The organism is Pseudomonas sp. NY15435 (genome assembly GCF_048068295.1).
Classification (GTDB): domain Bacteria; phylum Pseudomonadota; class Gammaproteobacteria; order Pseudomonadales; family Pseudomonadaceae; genus Pseudomonas.
In genome coordinates this window covers 165,438-184,306 of record NZ_JBLUQA010000006.1, presented here as the reverse complement: position 1 = coordinate 184,306, position 18,869 = coordinate 165,438, and the positions used below count along the sequence as shown (strand labels likewise).

The following is an 18,869-nucleotide window of genomic DNA, read 5'->3' as shown; positions in this document are numbered from 1 at the left end:
CAACCCAGCTACACCTTGCAGAGAAATACCCAATGTTTTTCACCGTCTCAGGAGAAACACGAAAAATCCTGGGGCGGTAGCGTGTCCTTTCAATAGCCCCTAGACGAACTAAGCTCTTAAAAACACAAACCCAACCTTTCTGAAAGTCATCAAAATGAAACGAATGGCCTCTATTAAAATTATATCGTACCTATGGTTGGGTTCCATTCTCGGTTCAGGGTTTGCATTTCTGACCCAAGCAGTCCTAGCCAGAGAGCTTGGAGTATCAAATTTCGGAAAGTTTTCAGCAGCACTAGGAATAATAAATCTTGCAACACCGCTAGCGGGTTTTGGGGTTTCATCCTTTTGGCTTCAGGCATTTGGAAAAGAAGGATGGGGCGCAGTAAGATGGCTGAAAAGCTCCATACTTCTAATCACCAGCACTACATCAGCAACACTGATTATTGTATTGGCATGGGCATACATCGGCCCAAATGACAAAGCCACACAGAACATACTTTTTATATTATGCTGCTTCCTTGCCGGCCAAGCTATGCTTGAGCTATTCTGCACGCGCCTCCAACTAGAAGAAAGGTATATTTCGATTGCTATATGGCAGGTAGCCCCGCAACTGCTCCGACTAATTTTAATATTAATTACATTTCTTCTCTTCGGAAAAGAATCAACCCCAGAACTAGCAGCTTACATATATACCGCATCATCCATAGCAATACTAACATATGGAGCGCTCTCTCTTATAAAAATGGCAAATGGAGACTTAAAACTAAAAGGGCATGGAAAAAAGCCTAACCAAAGCTCAAATCAAAGACAGCCTCGCCCTCTTGATCTGGTCGTATTATCCTGGCCATTTGGCGCCTCCACTTATTTCCATATAATTTACTTCCAAAGCAATATAATAATTCTAAATTACATAGCTGGCAGCGAATCCGCCGGGCTCTATAACTCCGCCTTCCTAATCCTATCCGCGATATACATACTACCAAATACAATATATCAGAAATTCCTTCTTCCCAAGCTCCACCGATGGTCTGCACATCAACCAGAACTTCTTTACAGAGTGTACAAAACAGGAAACTTGTTAATGCTGGCGACGGGAACAATCGCCGCAACTGCATTAATAACTCTCTCTTCATCCATCATACCATTGATATTTGGGGATTCATTTCAGCCAGCCATCCTTCCTCTTAAAGTACTAGCTCTAGCAATTCCAATCCGGTTTGTGGCAACCAGTATTGGCGCAATGTTGACAAGCAGCCAAAGCATAAAGAAAAAAATCAAACTAATGCTAGTTACAGCAGTATTTAGCCTGACATTTAACACCATACTTATACCTAAATTTGGATTACTTGGTGCAGCTATAACCTCCTTAGCATCCGAGGTATTACTGTTGGTTTTATTTACCTACGCTGTAAAAAAAATAGTATTCTCTAAAAACCATCAACAAAACAAATAAACAGCACACAACATCGACCGGGCGCAAATTAGATTTTCCATCAAAACTCAGAAATCTATAAATCAAAGCCATGACAAATAAAGTAGGAATTCTGACCCTTCCTCTTCATAAGAATTATGGAGGCATACTTCAGGCCGTTGCACTTTACAAGCATTTAGAATCAATTGGATTTCACCCCACCCTTATTCAGAAAATGACATTTAAGCCGCTTTGGAAGCGGCTAGCCACTCTGGCTCTTGAAGCTATTCCAGGCCAAAACATTAAGAACATAAGAAGAAATTATTTAGACCGAAGAAGGCATCAACCTTTTATCAATTCGCAAATCAAAATAAAAACAAAAAAAATACATCGTCACTCTCAGCTAACCAAGATAAGCGAAAAAGAAAATTTTGACGCAGTCATAGTTGGAAGCGACCAAGTTTGGCGATTCGATTATATTGACGACGGACATTATTCGACATATTTCCTAGACTTTCTGAACAATCAGAAAACTAGAAAAATCTCTTACGCAGCGTCTTTTGGAAAAGATCATTGGCAATCACCCAAAGATATATCCAACGTGCGCAGACACCTATCTAAATTTAACTCAATATCTGTACGGGAGGATACGGGAGTCAATATCTGCAAGAACACATTCAACCGGAGTGACTGCATCCAAACCTTGGACCCTACCCTTCTTATTGACAGTCAGTTTTATAAATCCATTATCCCTACAAACTCAGGCAGCTCAATAGACAACTATCTACTTTCATACATTTTAGATAGTAATCAACTCAAAGAAGAAACCACGAAAAGCATTCATCTCGCACTCGATAAAAAAATACCCAGACGAGATCTGACGATGGATAGTCCGGCAACTGTCCCGGAATGGCTGCAAGCGTTTGAAAATGCTGATTTCGTAGTTACAGATTCATTTCACGGAATGGTTTTCTCCATAATTTTCAACAAGAATTTTATCGTGCTAATAAATGACGATCGAGGGCGCACGAGATTCGATTCTCTTTTGAGGCTGCTGAATCTGCAAGGAAGAATTTTGGAAAAGAAGTCCGACCAAACTATCGAAGAAATTATCAAAAAAGAAATAGACTATAATTCTGTGAACCTTCAGATAAATCACTTAAGAGAAGCGTCAGCAGAGTTTCTCGAAAACTCCATCTCTTGCAAGCACTAGCTTCCGCCCTAAAACACCCTTAACCATGAGAAAACCAAAGCTATCCATCATAATCGCAGTATGGAATGGCGAGTCCTATATCAAAAGACTCTGCGCAAGCTTAGACCAAGTATGTAACAACCCTTTCTTCGAAATAGTTCTCATCGACGATGGCTCGACAGACCGTACTCCTGCATACCTTCTAGAACTGAAAGAACAGTCGTCAAATGTAAAAATACTCCGCATCGACAACTGTGGGCAAGGCAAAGCTAGAAACTTAGGATTCAAGCTTTCTGTGGGTGAGTATGTTTACTTTGCCGACGCAGATGACACCTTATCATCTAATTTCTCCAAAACTATTAGAGAACATCTTGAAAAATATAATGATGACGTCTTTATATTTGGATTCAAGAAGGTATTAGACTCTCAACACCGCGAAAATATTGGAATATTCCCCTTTCCTTTTTTAGAGAGCAAGTCCATCCCCCCCCAAGAGCTTAAGACGTTATACCACCTAGGCCATAGCTCTTGGAACAAGATATTTAAAAGAAGCTTATTAGAAGAATCGAAATTAAATTTCCTAGAAGGACAAATTTATGAGGATATGGCAGTTGTTCCTTGTTGGGTTTCATTAGCAACGACCATCAGAACATCGCCCTTGGTAATATACGAGTATACAGTAAGATCTGGATCCAGCATAAACACTACCGCGGATCGATCAAAAGACGCCATTGTAGCTTTGCGACACATAATTTCAAATTGCAAAACACCTCACTTAAGTGCCTCTAGTATTGCCAGAGAAGTATATTTCTATCTATTACCGAAGGAAGCTGAAATTGCCACAAAAAGCGGAAATTTCAGAAGGTACTTCAATATTCAAAGTAACTATAAGAGGGTGATAAGACAGGAAATCGGCTGGAGCTTCATATTCAGTTGCAAGCAAAGAAAATTATCTGAGTGGTTATATGTGATCACAGCCCAATATGGACCAATCCCACTTCCATTCGTTCTTGTATTTTTGAAACGTCTAGTCAATCGGAAAAAACAATGATCCCAAAATTAATTCACTACTGTTGGTTTGGTGGAAATGAACTACCTCCAATGTATCAACGATGCATTGATAGCTGGAAGAAAAATCTTTCCGACTTTGAAATTATTCGATGGGACGAGTCTAACACTCTATTTGACACCCCTTTCTTGAGAGACTGCGTCAGAAAGAAACAATGGGCTTTTATTTCAGACTATATAAGAATGCGAGCCATATACAATCACGGCGGGGTGTATCTAGATTGTGACATGGAAATCATAAAGGACATATCACCGCTATTGAACAACGACTGTTTCATGGGGTATGAGGCAAGAAACCGCCCTAACAGTGGCGTTATTGGATGTACTCCAAAACATAGTTTTCCTGAAAGGTGCATGGACATACTAAACACACGTCACAAGGACAATAAAGCTTACTTAATTGCGCCAGAAGTCGTGATTCTTGCACTTAGCACGCAACCCAGCCATGAGCATACAACGATATATGACGAAAATTACTTCTACCCATATAACCCATATGACACTTATCGCAAATGTAATACACTTATGTTTTCAGATATAACCGAAGAAACTTACGCCATCCATCACTGGGGAAAAAGCTGGAATCAAAGCATTATTGAGCGCGCGATAAAGAAAATTGAAAAGATCATTAGAAACTGACGGTAAAACCCAGAATGCACGGACATCAAATAACTCCTGGGGCCATCGATATACATCTAGAGCAATCCTATTCCCATTCACCGCCATAGCATTAACTGGATTAATCTCCCCGCTAAGCTACAACTTACTTCCTGCTGATATTTTATTTGAAGCAGTTTTTTTAATCGCCACCATATCATTGCTTTCGCCCCCAAAGAAATCACAGATAAAATACGCACTGGCTGCTTCACTATATATAACCATCAGCTTTGGCTTGATGGAAATATTTCGTCCAGCCAATATCCTCGACTTCGCCCAAGCCTACAAGGCTTTCTTCTACATAGTTCCTCTCTCGTTTTATGTTGGAAGGAGCAAATTCAACAAACGCGAGATCATCTATCTTCTGCGGATCTTATTAACGATATTCTTGGTAAAGTACGGATACTCCCGAATCTTAAACCTAACTCCTCGCATGGGCGAGCGCCCCGGGATATTTGTCGAAAACAACTTTGAACTGATATTTATTATAATACTATTCTACATATCAGAAGAAAACCTAAAGAATTTAGAACGAGCTTTAAGCACAGCAGCAGTCATAGCAATAGTATTTCTTTCCGGATCAAGATCCGCACTAGCCGCGTTGATAGTAACTTTTCTATTCATACACGTTCGCAGCACTAACGCCAAGACTGTTATTGCAATAACAGTTACTCTAGCCTTGACCATTGGCGCCGCATTTATATTCATCAACAGAATGGATGGAAGCATAGAAACTATAGATAGAGTCTACTTCCTTCAAATATTCCTAGATGAAACTAAAGATTGGGATGCTTTAAAATACACACTAGGAAGCATGCCTCTAACACCACTAAGCGATCACTCATGCACCGCGCTATCTGCTTACAGCGCCCTATACAGCTACTCAGGAGATGACAGTTGCTATTCGGTAATACTTCACTCTTTTATTCTTAGAGTTATTTTCGACCATGGCGCGCTCGGCCTTGTATTTATCTTACACTTCGTACTACAGGCATTAAAAAGATCGAACTACTCACCAAAGAAAAGACTTTGCATTTCTCTGACAATCCTTATTTCCGCATTCTCCGTCTCTGCATTTAACAGTGTATTTACATCTCTAGCACTAGCAATAGCTTTTTCCTACCCTCAAACGCCAAATGAAAGTTAAAATGAATACCCCCCTTAAAACACCGGACAGCCCAAAGAAGCTAACTACATTTATAAACCCGTTCTCTTACTATATTATCCGAAACTCACCAAAGGCATCAGAGATATATGACAATTTTAAGATTCACTACGACGGAATATCACTATCAATAATAAGCAAACTATTCAGCCTAAAAGATTCTGAGCGAATAAGCTTTGATGACACCTCATTAGCGCCAACAGTATTCAAAACAATATCAAAGGACAACCTAAGCCTAGGCATAATTGGATCATCAACCAAAACAATACTCACAGTAAAGGATATTATAGAAAAAAAATACAACATAAAAATAAACAGCATAAATGACGGCTACTATTCAAACGCTGACATGCCGACCATACTTTCAAATTTCAAGTCATGCGACGTTGTAATAACCTCAATGGGAACCCCACTACAGGAAACTTTTCTACTTAAACTAAAAGATACTGGCTGGAATGGTGTCGGATTTACCTGTGGCGGCTATTTTGACCAACTAGCATCGAAAAATGGATCAAGTTACTACCCTTGCCTAGTCAACAAACTTCAAATTAGATGGCTGTATAGACTATACAAAGAACCACGCCGTCTATGGAGGAGGTATCTTATACAATACCCAATAGGCTTAATGTATTTCCTGTACGACAGGGTAATGCGCCACCCTCCATTCAACATTGAATAATCCTAATCAAACTGCACTACCGATAACTACGCATTACTTTTTACGGCCAGATCATTTAAATCTATTATCTAAAACAGAACTTAGGGATATGCAATGAATAGCACGGAACGTGGAGTCCTCCGTCCACATAAAGCCATGATATCTGTGCTTCAGAAGTTACTTGATCTCTGCATAGTCTGCACCAGCATGGCCGCTGTGCTAATCACCAATACGGCGCCCTGGGATTACTCAGCCATCATCGCGACCTTGTTTGCTCTGGTTATTTTCTATCTGCTTGGAGACTTCGGGCAGTTGTACACCTCGTGGCGAGGCGAACGAATTAGCGAAGAACTGTGCAAGGTCACCGGCATCTGGGCGGTCAGTTTTTCAGCTGTCGCAGTTACCGACTACCTCACGCCAGAGATGAGCCTGCTCGATGGTCCTGGCCAGCTCCAATGGTTCTGTCTCGTACTTCTAAGCCTTTGCGGTTATCGCATCCTGCTGCGTACGGGATTGCACGCGCTCCGGCGTCGAGGGTTCAATACGCGATCGGTAGCGATAGCAGGTGCAGGAACGCTGGGGCAACGTCTAGCCAACAATATAGCGAGTGCCCCCTGGATGGGACTGGAGCTGTCTGGCTTTTATGATGACGCACGCCGTGGCTCCGTCAGCATGGGCAGCGGGAAAGTAAAGCTACCCGTTTCAGGGAGTCTGAACGATCTGATTGAACAGGCGCGCGCCGGCAAAATGGACCGTATCTATGTCGCCCTGCCAATGCGCAGCGAGGCACGTATCAAATGGCTGGTCGAGCAATTGAGCGACACCACCGTCTCGGTGTGCATAGTTCCCGATGTCTTTGTTTTCGACCTACTTCACGCCCGCACCCAAAATATCGGCGGCATTCCCACCATCAGCATCTTCGACAGCCCCATGGTAGGCACCAGCGCATTTGTCAAGCGCCTAGAAGACCTCGTTCTTTCTTCGTTGATCCTCTGCTTAATCGCTATCCCCATGCTGTTCATCGCCGCAGCTATAAAGCTTACGTCTTCCGGCCCCGTGCTCTTCCGCCAGAAACGCTACGGCATCGACGGTCGCTCTATCGAGGTGTGGAAATTCCGCAGCATGCGAGCAATGGAGAACGGGGTGACGGTGACTCAGGCGACCCGCAACGACAGCCGTATCACGCCGGTAGGGGCATTCCTGCGCCGGACTTCGCTGGATGAGTTGCCGCAGTTCATCAACGTGTTCATGGGTGATATGTCCATCGTCGGCCCCCGCCCCCATGCCATCGCACACAACGAGGAATATCGCGGACAGATCAGCAGCTACATGCTGCGCCACAAGGTAAAGCCGGGGATCACAGGCTGGGCCCAGGTGAACGGCTGGCGAGGTGAAACCGATACGCTGGAAAAAATGCAAAAACGCGTCGAGTTCGACTTGGCCTATATCAACAACTGGTCCCTCTGGTGGGACCTGAAAATCGTCTTTCTGACCTTGTTCAAGGGCTTCGTGCACCAGAACGCGTACTGATCGAACCACTCCTCTGTTAGCGAAATTCCTGCTTTTACCTAGTCGCCTTTTCCTACATCCCCAACAGGCACGAGTTGCTACCGTGCGCTGCCTTCTGGCGCGTTCCCTTTGCCATCGAAACTGGCGCCTAGCGCCTTCCGATCCCTTCCGTTGTGTAGCCCTCATGATCCGTCCGTTATCGCTTGCCATCGTATCCGCCCTTGCGCTTCAGGGATGCATGTTCTCCCCTGGCCAGAACCTGGAGACAGGTAGGCTGGTGCAGGCAGATTCTGCCGAATCGAACCGCATCCAGCTGGTGCAGATCACCCCCAAGCTGTTGACCGTGGAAGCTGCAACGCAGCAGCAACGTTCGATTCCTCAGGAGCTGCTCGGCTACCAACCGGAGAGCTATCGAATCGGCGCGGGGGATCTGCTGTACATCACCGTGTGGGACCATCCGGAACTGACTTCCCCGGCCGGACAACAGCAGCAATTGGATGCCAACGGCCGCCTGGTGCGTCCTGACGGCACGCTGTTCTATCCCTACATCGGCCAAATCCATGTTGGCGGCCGAACCATCGAAGAGGTGCGCGGAAACATCACCAGCGCCCTGGCCGCCTATGTCGAGCAACCGCAGGTGGATATCGCCGTCATGCGTTACGGGAGCCAGCGCATCGTGCTCAATGGCGCCTTCTTGAAGGCGGGCCCGCAGGCCATTACTGCCACTCCGCTCTCACTGATGGAAGCCATCGGCACCGCCGAGCTGGACACTACTAATGCGGACCTCTCCGGCCTCACGCTCAAGCGCGATGGCAAGGTCTTCAGCTTGAATCTGGATGCCCTGAACACCGCACAGGATACGGACCTGTACAGCGTTTACCTCAAGGATGGCGACCGGCTCTACCTGCCCTACAACGATCGCAAGAAGGTCTACCTGATGGGTGAGGTCAATGCGCCGCGGGCGCTGACCTTCAAGACACGCGAGATGAACCTGGCCGATGCTCTGGGCAGTGTCGGCGGTCTCAACCAGACCACCGCCAACGGCAAGGCGGTGTACGTGATCCGTGGGGTGGAGAACCTCGAGCAGGAGCCCGCCAAGGTATTCCAGCTCGACGCTAACTCTCCTACGGCCTTCATCCTCGCCCAGCAATTCCAGCTGCAGCCGCAGGATGTGGTGTACGTCGGCCCGGCCGGGGTGACGCGCTGGAACCGTCTGATCAGCCAGTTGGTGCCCTCTGCCGGCATTCTGGGGACTGGCTCCTCCATTCAGCACAACCTCAACACCAACTGATCCGGCGTCATGAACCCCCTTCGCCTGATCGCGCTGACAGCGCTAGCCAGCTCTCTGTGCGCCTGTAATCCCTTGATGCAGGCCTCGTTGAATACTCTTGGCGGCAGCCTCAGCGGTCCCGATGCGCTCGAGCTCACTCGTGCGCAAGTCGATGCGCTGCCCTATTACCAGATCGAAGTGACGAGCGAGTATGGTTCGGCGGTCATGGCATTGGTGCGGGTGCGAGGCGACCTGCAGTACTGGCAAGCCTCCTCACGCCAGCTGCTGTTGCTGCAGGACGGCGTGGTGGTGCGCACTCTGGGCTTTCCAGACGAGCTGCTGGGAACCCGCTTCCCTACGAACGCGCCCTTCCATGATGGACTGCAGCGCGTCATTGACGATCAGCCCAGCCAACGCTGGGTCGACCTCGGCCCCGGCTATCAATTGGACCTTCCGCTCACCGGCAGCTTCCACCGCGCTGGCGTGGAAACCGTGCGAATCCTGCATCGGGACTACGCCTTGCTGCGCGTTGACGAACACCTGAAATCCCCACTCAAGAACCTGTCCGCCACCAACAGCTACTGGGTCGACCCCAGCGACGGCTTCGTGATGAAGAGCCGACAACAAGTAACTCCCAGCCTGAGCGTTACCCTCACGCAGCTGCGTCCGTTCCGGGGGCAGCCATGAGGGTTGTCCGCGTCGGTCTATTGCTGATTGGCCTCTTTGCCAGCGCGGCAGTCTTGGCAAACACCCGAATCGAGCTGCTAGGGGACCTGCCTTCCCCAGGAGAAAAGGAAATCGTCGCAGGCTTGCGCCTGGGAGAACTGCTGCAACAGGCACAGATTAGCCCCGACGGCTATTGGTTGGGTGCATCGTGGTTACGCGAGAGCCTGAAGCAGGAACAGAAGCGGCTGAAGGCCGGCGTGCTATTCGACCTGATCCAGGTTCAGCGCCTTGCCCTCCTCCAACAGAAGCCAGAGCTTGCCGCGGCCGCGCAACATCTCGAGGAACAAGTCGCGGCACTTCCGGTGACGGGTCGTCGGTTCTATCACCTCGACCCGCTGGCCGTGGAACTGAACACAGCGCACTCCCCCCGGCTACAGGGCGGCGACCGACTGATCTTCCCTTACCGCCCGACCACCGTGGTCGTAAGAGGAGCCGTACGCGACAGCTGCGAGTTGCCCTTCGTGGCGCTGCAACAGGCGTATCGCTACGCGCAGCAGTGCCCCGCGCTGGTCGACGCGGATCCGGACTACCTCTACCTGATCCAGCCGGATGGGCGCGTTAGCCGTCTGGGCGTTGCCTTGTGGAATCGAGAAGAAGCGGCACCGCCCGCACCTGGCGCCACCTTGCTGGTGCCACTTGACGCCACGCAGATCAAGGACAGCGCCCCCAACCTGAACCAGGAGTTGGCCGAGTTCCTGGCGACTCAACCCTTGTCGTCGGAGTCACCATGAATCGCCGTCACGGCCTCTATCTGCTGCTGGCCGGCGCCAGCCTGGCCAGCGCAGAGCCACGCGTCACCCAGAGCGACTTCGGCGGCGCCGGCCTGCTGCAGACTCCCACTGCGCGCATGGCGCCGGCCGGCGAGATCAGCGTCAACGCGAACCGCACCGATCCCTACTCGCGCTACAGCTTTTCATTGCAGCCTTTCGACTGGATGGAGGGCACCTTCCGCTATACCTCGATCAGCAACCGCAAGTACGGCGCAGAGGACTTCAGCGGCAACCAGAGCTACAAGGACAAAGCCTTCGACGTCAAATTCCGCCTGCTCCAGGAAAGCCGCTGGATACCGGAAGTATCGTTGGGCGGCCGGGATATCGGCGGCACCGGCTTGTTCTCCAGCGAATACGTCGTGGGTAACAAGCGCGTTGGTGACGTTGATTTCAGCCTGGGGCTCGCCTGGGGTTACATCGGCAATCGCGGTGAGCTGGACAATCCGCTCGGATGGGTCGATGACCGGTTCAATAGTCGTCCTGTTCCCACCAGCGACGTAAACAATGCGGGCTCCGTTGACGCCAATTCCTACTTCCGCGGTCGTCCCTCCCCGTTCGGTGGCATCAACTGGCAGACACCCTGGGAACCGCTCTCGCTCAAGCTCGAGTACGACGGCAACGACTACCAGCACGAGCCGCTGAGCGACAACCAGAAACAGAGCTCGCCCTTCAATATCGGCCTGGTCTACAAGGCCGCGGACTGGGTCGACCTCACCGCCGCCTTCGAGCGTGGCAACACCGCCATGTTCGGCATCACGCTGCACACCAACTTCGTGACCCGCACAACACCGGCGAAGGTTCGTGATCCTGCACCGGAGCCCCTGGCTGATACCTCATCTGGAAAGCCGCTCGACACCGTGGACTGGGCCGACGTCTCCCATCGCATCGAGGAGAACGCCGGCTACAAAGTGCAGCGCATCACCCGCAAGGACAGCGAAGTCGTGGTCTATGGCGAGCAGACACGTTTCCTCTACCCGCCCGAAGGTGTAGGCCGCACCGCGCGAATACTCGACAACAGTACCGATGAAGACATCCGCTGGTTTACCGTGGTCGATACCCGCTACGGCCAACCCATGGTCGAAACCAGCGTACCGCGACAGGTATTTCGCGACGTGGCGAACCAGGAGCGCCCGCTGGACGACCTGCGCAGGAGCACCGAGCAGAATCAACCGCTGCCGCAACGCGAAGAACTGCTTTACCAGCAGCGACCGAACCCGTTCAGCTACAACCTGGGCCTGGGCTACAACCAGAGCATTGGCGGGCCCGATAACTTCCTGCTGTACCAGTTCACCGCCGACCTGGAGAGCGAGTACCGCTTCACCCCGAGCCTTTGGTGGAACGGCCTTCTCAGCGTGAACCTGTTCAACAACTACGACAACTTCACCTACGACGCGCCCAGCAACCTGCCACGCGTGCGCACTGACATCCGCCAGTACATGACCACTTCCAATGCCATGCTGCCGACCTTCCAGTTGAACAAAACCATACGCCTGGATCAGGACCTGTACGGGATGGTCTATGGCGGCTACCTGGAAACCATGTACGCCGGCGTGGGCGGTGAATTGCTGTACCGGCCGATGGGCCAGGACTGGGCACTGGGCGCCAACCTCGACCTGGTGCGCCAGCGCGACTTCGACCAGCATGTCGGCCTACGCGACTACCAGACCGCAACCGGCTTCGTCACGCTTTACTGGCAGACCGGCTTCGAAGGCGTGCTCGCGCAGATCAGCGCAGGCCGCTACCTCGCCCGCGACTGGGGCGGCACGCTCGACCTCTCGCGCCAGTTCCACAACGGCGTGCGCTTCGGCGCCTGGGCAACCCTCACCACCGCCAACAAGGAAGCCTACGGCGAAGGCAGCTTCGACAAGGGCATCTACGTCTCCATACCCTTCGATGAATTGATGAGCAGCTCCACCATGCGCCGCGCCAACCTTTCCTGGGACCCGCTGACCCGTGATGGCGGCGCGCGACTCAACCATGACTACTCGCTCTATGACCTCACCGATACTCGCGATCCGGTGATGTTCCAGAACTTCTTCGGGCGCATTGTCGAGTAGCACGAAGCGACGCCAAACATTGCGTGAATCATGGTGAGGAAACCAAAGTCATCCACAATGGTCAGACGCCCTTCGTGTTAAAGGAGAGTCTCACCATGAAAGCCCTGCCCCTACTGCTGATGACCGGCCTGCTCGCCGCCTGTGGCACCACTGCCTCCGGCGACAAGGCGTCGCTGGATGGCGAAGTCTTTTACCTGCAGCGCATCGCCCTGCCGCCGAGCGCGCAGGTTACCGTCAGCCTGCAGGACGTTTCCCTGGCGGACGCTCCGGCCGTCGATCTGGCGCAACAGCAGTTACAGTCCGGACGCCAGGTCCCACTCGCATTCCACCTTGACTACGACCGCAGCCAGGTCAAACCGGGGCACAGTTATGCGGTCAGCGCGCGCATCGAAGACAACGGTCGCCTGCTGTTCATCACCACCGAGCGTCACAGCGTCAAACTCGACGGCAGCGATCCGCAACCGCTGCGAGTGCGCGTCGACCCCGTGCGCTGATTCACCGCGCCGCCGGGTTTTCCCTGGCGGCCTTCCTCCGTTAATCTCCCTCCTCCATTCTCCACCCCGGTGGCCGGACCGGCCGCTGGGTTTCGCCCAAGGAAGTATCGATGCTGCGATTCCCCGTTCTGCTGGCCGGCGCCCTGCTGTCCGTCAATGCCTTCGCCCTGTCCCTCTCCGACCTCAGCCAGAGCGACGCCACCGGCGGCCTGAAGGATGCGCTGACTCAGGGTGCACAAGTGGCCGTGAAACAGCTCAGCCAGCCCGGCGGTTTCAGCAATGACCCGGCCGTGCGCATCGAACTGCCCGGCAAACTGGGCAAGGCCGCCAAGACCATGAAGCAGTTCGGCATGGGTGCCCAGGTCGACCAACTCGAAGCGAGCATGAACAAGGCGGCCGAGGCGGCCATGCCACAAGCGCAGGTACTGCTGGTGGATGCAGTGAAAAAGATGAGCGTGACCGATGCCAAGGGCATCCTCCAGGGCGGCGACCACTCCGCCACGGATTACCTGAACCGCAGCAGTCGCGAGCAACTGCGCGCCAAGTTCCTGCCGATCATCAAGCAGGCCACCGACCAGGTTGGCGTAGCCAAGCAGTACAACGCCTTCGCCAGCCAGGCCGCTGCCTTCGGCGTGGTCGATGCGAAGAATGCCAACATCGAGAACTACGTGACCGAGGAAGCACTGGACGGCCTGTTCAAGCTCATCGCCGAGCAGGAGAAGACCATTCGCCGGAACCCCACTGCCGCGGCCACTGGCCTGGCGAAGAAGGTGTTCGGAGTGCTTTGATCGGCTATGTGCCGAGAGCGGCGTAGCGTTCGCGAGCTCGTTCCTACCAGTAAAAGAAAAAGCCCGGCAGATGCCGGGCTTTTTCATGGACTCACGTCACCGCAGCTAGGCCTCTTTCTTCACCCTGAACCAAGCTGCATAGAGCGCAGGCAGGAACAGCAGGGTCAGCGCGGTGGCGACGATCAGGCCGCCCATGATCGCCACCGCCATCGGCCCGAAGAATACGCTGCGCGACAGCGGGATCATCGCCAGCACGGCGGCCAGGGCGGTGAGCACGATGGGGCGGAAGCGTCGCACCGTGGCCTCGATGATGGCGTGCCAGGTGTCCAGGCCCTGGGCGCGGTCCTGTTCGATCTGGTCCACGAGGATCACCGAGTTACGCATGATCATCCCCGCCAGCGCGATGGTGCCGAGCATGGCGACGAAGCCGAACGGCTTCTGGAACACCAGCAGGAACAGGGTCACGCCGATCAGCCCCAGCGGCGCGGTGAGGAACACCATGATCATCCGCGAGAAGCTGCGCAGCTGGATCATCAGCAGGCTGAGCACCACCACGATGAACAGCGGCACACCAGCATTCACCGAGTTCTGGCCCTTGGCAGAATCCTCCACGGTGCCGCCGACGTCCAGCAGGTAGCCGTCGGGCAGTTCGGCGCGAATCGGGTCAAGTGTCGGTGAAATCTGCTTCACCAGGGTCGCTGGTAGCGAGTCATCGTAGATATCGGCACGCACGGTCACCGTGGGCAGGCGGTTGCGCCGCCAGATGATGCCTTCTTCGAAGCCGTATTCCAGCGTCGCCACTTGCGACAGTGCCACGCTGCGGCCGCTGCTGGTCTGCATCGACAGGCTGGGCAACTGCGACAAGTCATGCCGGCCGCGCTCGTCGCCGCGCAGGAGGATTTCGATCAGCTCGTTGTCCTCGCGGTAGTAGCTGACGGTGGAGCCGGTCAGCGAGCTCTGCAGGAACTGCGAGATGTCCGAGGTACTCACGCCCAGGGCACGGGCGCGCTCCTGGTCGATGTCGAGGAAGATCGCCTTGCTCGGCTCCTCCCAGTCCAGGTGCACGTTCACCACGTGGGGGTTTTCGCGCATCTTTTCCGCGACCTTGCGCGCCAGCTCGCGGACCTCCGGGATGTGCTCGCCAGAGACGCGGAACTGCACCGGGTAGCCCACCGGCGGACCGTTCTCCAGGCGGCTGATACGGGTGCGCAGGGTCGGGAAGTCTTCGTTCATGTGCTTGATCAGCCACTGACGAATTTCCTCGCGCGATTCGAGACTCTTCGCCAGCACCACGAATTGCGCGAAGCTCGCTGCGGGCAGTTGTTGGTCCAGCGGCAGGTAGAAGCGCGGCGATCCGGTGCCGACATAGGCCACGTAGTTGTCGATGCCCGGATGCTCGGCGAGCATTTTCTCCAGGCGATTGACCTGCTCGGTGGTGGCGGTGAGCGAGTCGCCCTCAGCCAGCTTCAGGTCCACCAGCAATTCCAGGCGCGCCGACGGCGGGAAGAACTGCTGCGGCACCAGGCGGAACAGCATGATCGAGCCGATGAAGGCGGCTACGGTCAGCAGGATCACCGTCTTGCGGTAACGCACGCACCACTCCACCACGCGCCGGAAGCGCTGGTAGAAGGCGGTGGAATATGGGTCATGGCCTTTGTCGCTGCCGCCGTGCTTTTCCGCATGACGCTTGGCGAGATCCGGCAGCAGCTTTTCACCCAGGTAGGGCACGAAGACCACGGCGGCGATCCACGACACCAGCAGTGCGATGGTCACCACCTGGAACAGCGAGCGGGTGTATTCGCCGGTGCCGGACTGCGCGGTGGCGATCGGCAGGAAGCCGGCGGCCGTGACCAACGTGCCCGTGAGCATCGGGAAGGCCGTACTGGTCCAGGCGTAACTCGCTGCCTTGAGCCGGTCGTAGCCCTGCTCCATCTTCACCGCCATCATTTCCACGGCGATGATCGCGTCGTCCACCAGCAGCCCCAGCGCCAGCACCAGTGCGCCGAGGGAAATCTTGTGCAGGCCGATGCCGAAGTAGTACATGCAGGCGAAGGTCATCGCCAGCACCAGCGGGATCGACAGCGCTACCACCAGGCCGGTGCGCAGGCCGAGAGAGAAGAAGCTCACCAGCAGTACGATGATCAGCGCCTCGGCCAGCACGCGGACGAACTCGCCAACGCCCTCACGCACCGCCGCCGGCTGGTCGGACACCTTGCGCAGCTCCATGCCCGCCGGCAGCGTCTGCTGCAGGCGCTCGAACTCGGCGTCGAGCTTCTTGCCCAGCACGAGGATGTCGCCGCCGTCCTTCATGGCCACGGCGATGCCGATGGCGTCCTCGCCCATGAAGCGCATACGCGGCGCGGGCGGATCGTTGAAGCCACGGTGCACGTCGGCTACATCGCCGATGCGGAAGGTGCGGTCGCCGACGCGGATCGGGAAGGAGCGGATGTCCTCCACCGAATCGAAGCGCCCGGACACGCGCAGTTGCACGCGGTCTGTCGCGGTCTCGAAGAAGCCGGTGGCGGTCACCGCGTTCTGCTCTTCCAGCGCCTTCTGTACCGCCGCCAACGGCAGGCCGAGGGTGGCGAGCTTGGTGTTGGACAGATCAATCCAGATCTTCTCGTCCTGCAGGCCGACCAGTTCGACCTTGCCCACGTCCTTGATCCGCTGCAGTTGCAGCTGCAGGCGGTCGGCGTAGTCCTTGAGCACCGCGTAGTCGAAGCCCTTGCCCGACAACGCGTAGATGTTGCCGAAGGTGGTGCCGAACTCGTCGTTGAAGAACGGCCCCTGGATGCCCTGCGGCAAGGTGTAGCGGATGTCGTTGACCTTCTTGCGGATCTGGTACCAGAGCTCGGGAATATCGCGGGAATGGAAGTCCTCGCGGGCGACGAAGGTCACCTGGGATTCACCGGGGCGGGAGAAGGAAACGATGCGGTCGAAATCACCGGTCTCCATCAGCTTCTTCTCGATGCGCTCGGTGACCTGGCGCGAGACTTCCTCGGCGGTCGCGCCCGGCCAATTGGTCTTCACCACCATGGCCTTGAAGGTGAACGGCGGGTCCTCGCTCTGCCCCAGCTTCGTGTAGGACAGCGTACCGACGATGCCCAGCAGGAGCATGAGGTACAGGACGATGGAGCGGTTCTGCAGCGCCCAGGCGGAAAGGTTGAATTGCATCGGGCGTTACTCCTTCGCCACCAGCTTGACCGACCGGTTCTCCCGGTCGACAGGCCGTACCTCCTGCCCTTCACGCAGCACCTGCACACCGGCCGCCACCACCCAGTCACCATCCTTCAGACCTTCAAGCACCGGCACGCGGTCTTCAGCATAGGGGCCAACGCGCACCAGACGACGGTGCAGGGTGGACGTCTTCGGATCGACCACCCAGACAAATGGCTGGCCGGCTTCCGAGGTCAGTGCGGCGAGCGGTACCGCCAGCGGCACGGCACCTTCGGCATGGATATAGACGCGGGCGCTCTGGCCCAGCTCCGCCGGCACCTTGGCGTCGTCGAAGGCGACGCGCGCGGCAAAGGTGCGCGACTGCGGATCGGCCGCCGGCGACAGTTCGCGAATCTTGCCGCTGAAGCGTTTGTCACGCTGCGACCAGAGTTCGACGCTCACCGCCTCGCCGACGCGGAAGCGCTCGAAGGCGTGCTCGGGGAAGCTGATCAGCACTTCGCGGTCGCCGTCGGCGGCCAGGGTGAAGACGGTCTGCCCGGCAGCAACCACCTGTCCGACTTCCACTCGGCGGGTGGCGATCACGCCATCCTGCGGCGAGCGCAGCACCGCGTAGCCAGCCTGGTTGCTGGCCACGTCGTATTCGGCGCGAATCTGTTTCACCCGCGCCTCGCCGGCACGGTAGGTGTTCTCGATGTTGTCGAACTGCGACTGGCTGACCAGCTGTCGCTCCAGCAAGGTCTTGTAGCGAGTGTATTCGGAGCGCACCGTCTGCAGGTTGGCTTCGGCAGCAGCCACCTGGGCGCGCGTGGCTTCGAGTTGCAGGCGCACGTCCTCAGGATCGAGCTCCGCGAGCGGCTGGTCCTTCTTCACCCGTTCGCCGGTTTCCACCAGACGCTTGCTGACTTTTCCGCCGATGCGGAAGGCCAGTTCTGGCTCATGTCGGGCGTGCACTTCACCGGGATAAGCCTCGGTGATGTCCCGCGCCGGAAGCGGCTGCACCACGATGGCCGGGCGCACAGCGGGCTTGGGTGGCTCGCCGTTACCGCAAGCAGAAAGGGAAAGGATGAAGGCAGCAGGCAGCGCGACAGACAGAGCATGGCGGAACATGATGTGTGACCTTTCGCAAAACGCGGTTGGAATTCTTATACTCCCCGGTATAGTAAAAATACAGAACCCATCAGTCCAGTATTAGAAATGTAAAGACATGTCACCATCGAACTCATCGAACGGACCGGGTCGCCCCAAGGACCCGGCCAAGCGCAAGGCCATTCTTGAGGCCGCCAAGGAGCTGTTCGTCCGCTACGGCTACGACGGCAGCAGCATGGAGGCCATCGCCGCCGAGGCCGGGGTGTCCAAGCTCACGGTGTACAGCCACTTCACGGACAAGGAGACGCTGTTCGTCGAGGCGGTGCAGGCCAAGTGCGCGGAAAACCTGCCCGAGCTGTTCGCCGAGCCGCCGGCCGATGCGCCGCTGGAAAGCCTGCTGCTGACCCTGGCGCGTGGCTTCAACCAACTGATCAACAGCCCGGAGGCCATCGCCCTAAGCCGGCTGATGATTGCCCAGGGCGGGCAGAACCCTCACTTGTCCCAGCTGTTCTTCGATGCCGGCCCGCAGCGGGTGCTGGATCAGATGGAGCGCCTGCTGGAACAGGCGCGCCAGCAGGGCAAGCTGGCGATGGACAGCCCACGCCGGGCTGCCGAGCATTTCCTGATGCTGGTGCAGGGTTGCGTGCACTTCCGCTTGATGATCGGTTGCGTGGAGCCGCCGACCGAAGCGGAAACCGAAGCGCACGCTCAGGAAGTCGTGGCGCTGTTCCTCAAGGCTTTCAGGCCCTGACTCACGCCGGAGTGCCTAGGGAAGCAGTAGGAGCGAGCTTGCTCGCGAACAGGACTTCCTGGCCACTCCAGCGCTGGGCGGGTTCGCGAG

The 18,869-nt window shown here is 54.9% G+C and carries 16 protein-coding genes; 14 read left to right on the top strand and 2 right to left on the bottom strand.

All coding sequences use genetic code 11. The annotated features are described in order from the left end of the window. Nucleotides 1–154: 154 nt before the first annotated feature. The 13 genes from ACNFH5_RS16235 to ACNFH5_RS16175 all read left to right on the top strand — a co-directional run bounded on the left by ACNFH5_RS16235 (nt 155) and on the right by ACNFH5_RS16175 (nt 13,765). On the top strand, nt 155–1,453 hold the full coding sequence (locus ACNFH5_RS16235) for an oligosaccharide flippase family protein (protein WP_416747617.1): 1,299 nt from the start codon (nt 155–157) through the stop codon (nt 1,451–1,453). 70 nt (nt 1,454–1,523) lie between these two features. After that, on the top strand, nt 1,524–2,624 hold the full coding sequence (locus ACNFH5_RS16230) for a polysaccharide pyruvyl transferase family protein (protein WP_416747615.1): 1,101 nt from the start codon (nt 1,524–1,526) through the stop codon (nt 2,622–2,624). A gap of 25 nt (nt 2,625–2,649) precedes the next feature. Continuing rightward, nucleotides 2,650–3,654, top strand: a complete 1,005-nt coding sequence (locus tag ACNFH5_RS16225; RefSeq protein ID WP_416747613.1) for a glycosyltransferase family 2 protein — start codon at nt 2,650–2,652, stop codon at nt 3,652–3,654. After that, nucleotides 3,651–4,310: a glycosyltransferase family 32 protein gene (locus tag ACNFH5_RS16220; protein ID WP_416747611.1), complete on the top strand. Its 660-nt coding sequence runs from the start codon at nt 3,651–3,653 to the stop codon at nt 4,308–4,310. The genes ACNFH5_RS16225 and ACNFH5_RS16220 overlap by 4 nt, the downstream gene beginning before the upstream one ends. Next, a complete protein-coding gene (locus tag ACNFH5_RS16215) occupies nt 4,288–5,475 on the top strand; it encodes a hypothetical protein (RefSeq protein ID WP_416747609.1) in 1,188 nt (395 codons plus the stop codon). The genes ACNFH5_RS16220 and ACNFH5_RS16215 overlap by 23 nt, the downstream gene beginning before the upstream one ends. A gap of 1 nt (nt 5,476) precedes the next feature. Then, entirely contained in the window at nt 5,477–6,172 is a 696-nt protein-coding gene (locus ACNFH5_RS16210) for a WecB/TagA/CpsF family glycosyltransferase (RefSeq protein ID WP_416747607.1), read from the top strand. A 93-nt stretch (nt 6,173–6,265) separates the two neighbouring features. Beyond that, nucleotides 6,266–7,681 carry an undecaprenyl-phosphate glucose phosphotransferase gene (locus ACNFH5_RS16205; RefSeq protein WP_416747605.1) on the top strand — a complete coding sequence of 472 codons (1,416 nt, stop codon included), beginning with the start codon at nt 6,266–6,268 and terminating at the stop codon, nt 7,679–7,681. A 163-nt stretch (nt 7,682–7,844) separates the two neighbouring features. Next, a complete protein-coding gene (locus tag ACNFH5_RS16200; protein ID WP_416747603.1) occupies nt 7,845–8,951 on the top strand; it encodes a polysaccharide biosynthesis/export family protein in 1,107 nt (368 codons plus the stop codon). A gap of 9 nt (nt 8,952–8,960) precedes the next feature. Continuing rightward, nucleotides 8,961–9,617, top strand: coding sequence for a YjbF family lipoprotein (locus tag ACNFH5_RS16195; RefSeq protein ID WP_416747601.1), 657 nt, complete (start codon nt 8,961–8,963; stop codon nt 9,615–9,617). Further along, nucleotides 9,614–10,387 (top strand): capsule biosynthesis GfcC family protein, encoded by a 774-nt coding sequence (locus ACNFH5_RS16190; protein ID WP_416747599.1) that lies wholly within the window; start codon nt 9,614–9,616, stop codon nt 10,385–10,387. The genes ACNFH5_RS16195 and ACNFH5_RS16190 overlap by 4 nt, the downstream gene beginning before the upstream one ends. Continuing rightward, nucleotides 10,384–12,483: a YjbH domain-containing protein gene (locus tag ACNFH5_RS16185; RefSeq protein WP_416747597.1), complete on the top strand. Its 2,100-nt coding sequence runs from the start codon at nt 10,384–10,386 to the stop codon at nt 12,481–12,483. The genes ACNFH5_RS16190 and ACNFH5_RS16185 overlap by 4 nt, the downstream gene beginning before the upstream one ends. Before the next feature lie 95 nt (nt 12,484–12,578). After that, a complete protein-coding gene (locus ACNFH5_RS16180; protein WP_416747595.1) occupies nt 12,579–12,977 on the top strand; it encodes a YbaY family lipoprotein in 399 nt (132 codons plus the stop codon). A gap of 110 nt (nt 12,978–13,087) precedes the next feature. After that, on the top strand, nt 13,088–13,765 hold the full coding sequence (locus tag ACNFH5_RS16175; protein WP_416747593.1) for a DUF4197 domain-containing protein: 678 nt from the start codon (nt 13,088–13,090) through the stop codon (nt 13,763–13,765). A 105-nt stretch (nt 13,766–13,870) separates the two neighbouring features. On the opposite strand, the gene ACNFH5_RS16170 is transcribed toward ACNFH5_RS16175, so the two are convergent. Then, on the bottom strand, nt 13,871–16,939 hold the full coding sequence (locus ACNFH5_RS16170; protein WP_416747591.1) for an efflux RND transporter permease subunit: 3,069 nt from the start codon (nt 16,937–16,939) through the stop codon (nt 13,871–13,873). A 6-nt stretch (nt 16,940–16,945) separates the two neighbouring features. Then, complete coding sequence (locus tag ACNFH5_RS16165; RefSeq protein ID WP_416747589.1) at nt 16,946–18,049, bottom strand: efflux RND transporter periplasmic adaptor subunit; 1,104 nt, start codon at nt 18,047–18,049, stop codon at nt 16,946–16,948. Nucleotides 18,050–18,146: 97 nt separating this feature from the next. Here ACNFH5_RS16165 and ACNFH5_RS16160 point away from each other — a divergent pair, with 97 nt between their 5' ends. Then, nucleotides 18,147–18,779: a TetR/AcrR family transcriptional regulator gene (locus ACNFH5_RS16160; protein WP_416747587.1), complete on the top strand. Its 633-nt coding sequence runs from the start codon at nt 18,147–18,149 to the stop codon at nt 18,777–18,779. Nucleotides 18,780–18,869: the final 90 nt, after the last annotated feature.

Coding starts and splice junctions, on each gene's coding strand:
- ACNFH5_RS16235 (WP_416747617.1), top strand. CDS start 155: ATGAAACGAATGGCCTCTATTAAAATTATATCGTACCTATGGTTGGGT.
- ACNFH5_RS16230 (WP_416747615.1), top strand. CDS start 1,524: ATGACAAATAAAGTAGGAATTCTGACCCTTCCTCTTCATAAGAATTAT.
- ACNFH5_RS16225 (WP_416747613.1), top strand. CDS start 2,650: ATGAGAAAACCAAAGCTATCCATCATAATCGCAGTATGGAATGGCGAG.
- ACNFH5_RS16220 (WP_416747611.1), top strand. CDS start 3,651: ATGATCCCAAAATTAATTCACTACTGTTGGTTTGGTGGAAATGAACTA.
- ACNFH5_RS16210 (WP_416747607.1), top strand. CDS start 5,477: ATGAATACCCCCCTTAAAACACCGGACAGCCCAAAGAAGCTAACTACA.
- ACNFH5_RS16205 (WP_416747605.1), top strand. CDS start 6,266: ATGAATAGCACGGAACGTGGAGTCCTCCGTCCACATAAAGCCATGATA.
- ACNFH5_RS16200 (WP_416747603.1), top strand. CDS start 7,845: ATGATCCGTCCGTTATCGCTTGCCATCGTATCCGCCCTTGCGCTTCAG.
- ACNFH5_RS16195 (WP_416747601.1), top strand. CDS start 8,961: ATGAACCCCCTTCGCCTGATCGCGCTGACAGCGCTAGCCAGCTCTCTG.
- ACNFH5_RS16190 (WP_416747599.1), top strand. CDS start 9,614: ATGAGGGTTGTCCGCGTCGGTCTATTGCTGATTGGCCTCTTTGCCAGC.
- ACNFH5_RS16185 (WP_416747597.1), top strand. CDS start 10,384: ATGAATCGCCGTCACGGCCTCTATCTGCTGCTGGCCGGCGCCAGCCTG.
- ACNFH5_RS16180 (WP_416747595.1), top strand. CDS start 12,579: ATGAAAGCCCTGCCCCTACTGCTGATGACCGGCCTGCTCGCCGCCTGT.
- ACNFH5_RS16175 (WP_416747593.1), top strand. CDS start 13,088: ATGCTGCGATTCCCCGTTCTGCTGGCCGGCGCCCTGCTGTCCGTCAAT.
- ACNFH5_RS16170 (WP_416747591.1), bottom strand. CDS start 16,939: ATGCAATTCAACCTTTCCGCCTGGGCGCTGCAGAACCGCTCCATCGTC.
- ACNFH5_RS16165 (WP_416747589.1), bottom strand. CDS start 18,049: ATGTTCCGCCATGCTCTGTCTGTCGCGCTGCCTGCTGCCTTCATCCTT.
- ACNFH5_RS16160 (WP_416747587.1), top strand. CDS start 18,147: ATGTCACCATCGAACTCATCGAACGGACCGGGTCGCCCCAAGGACCCG.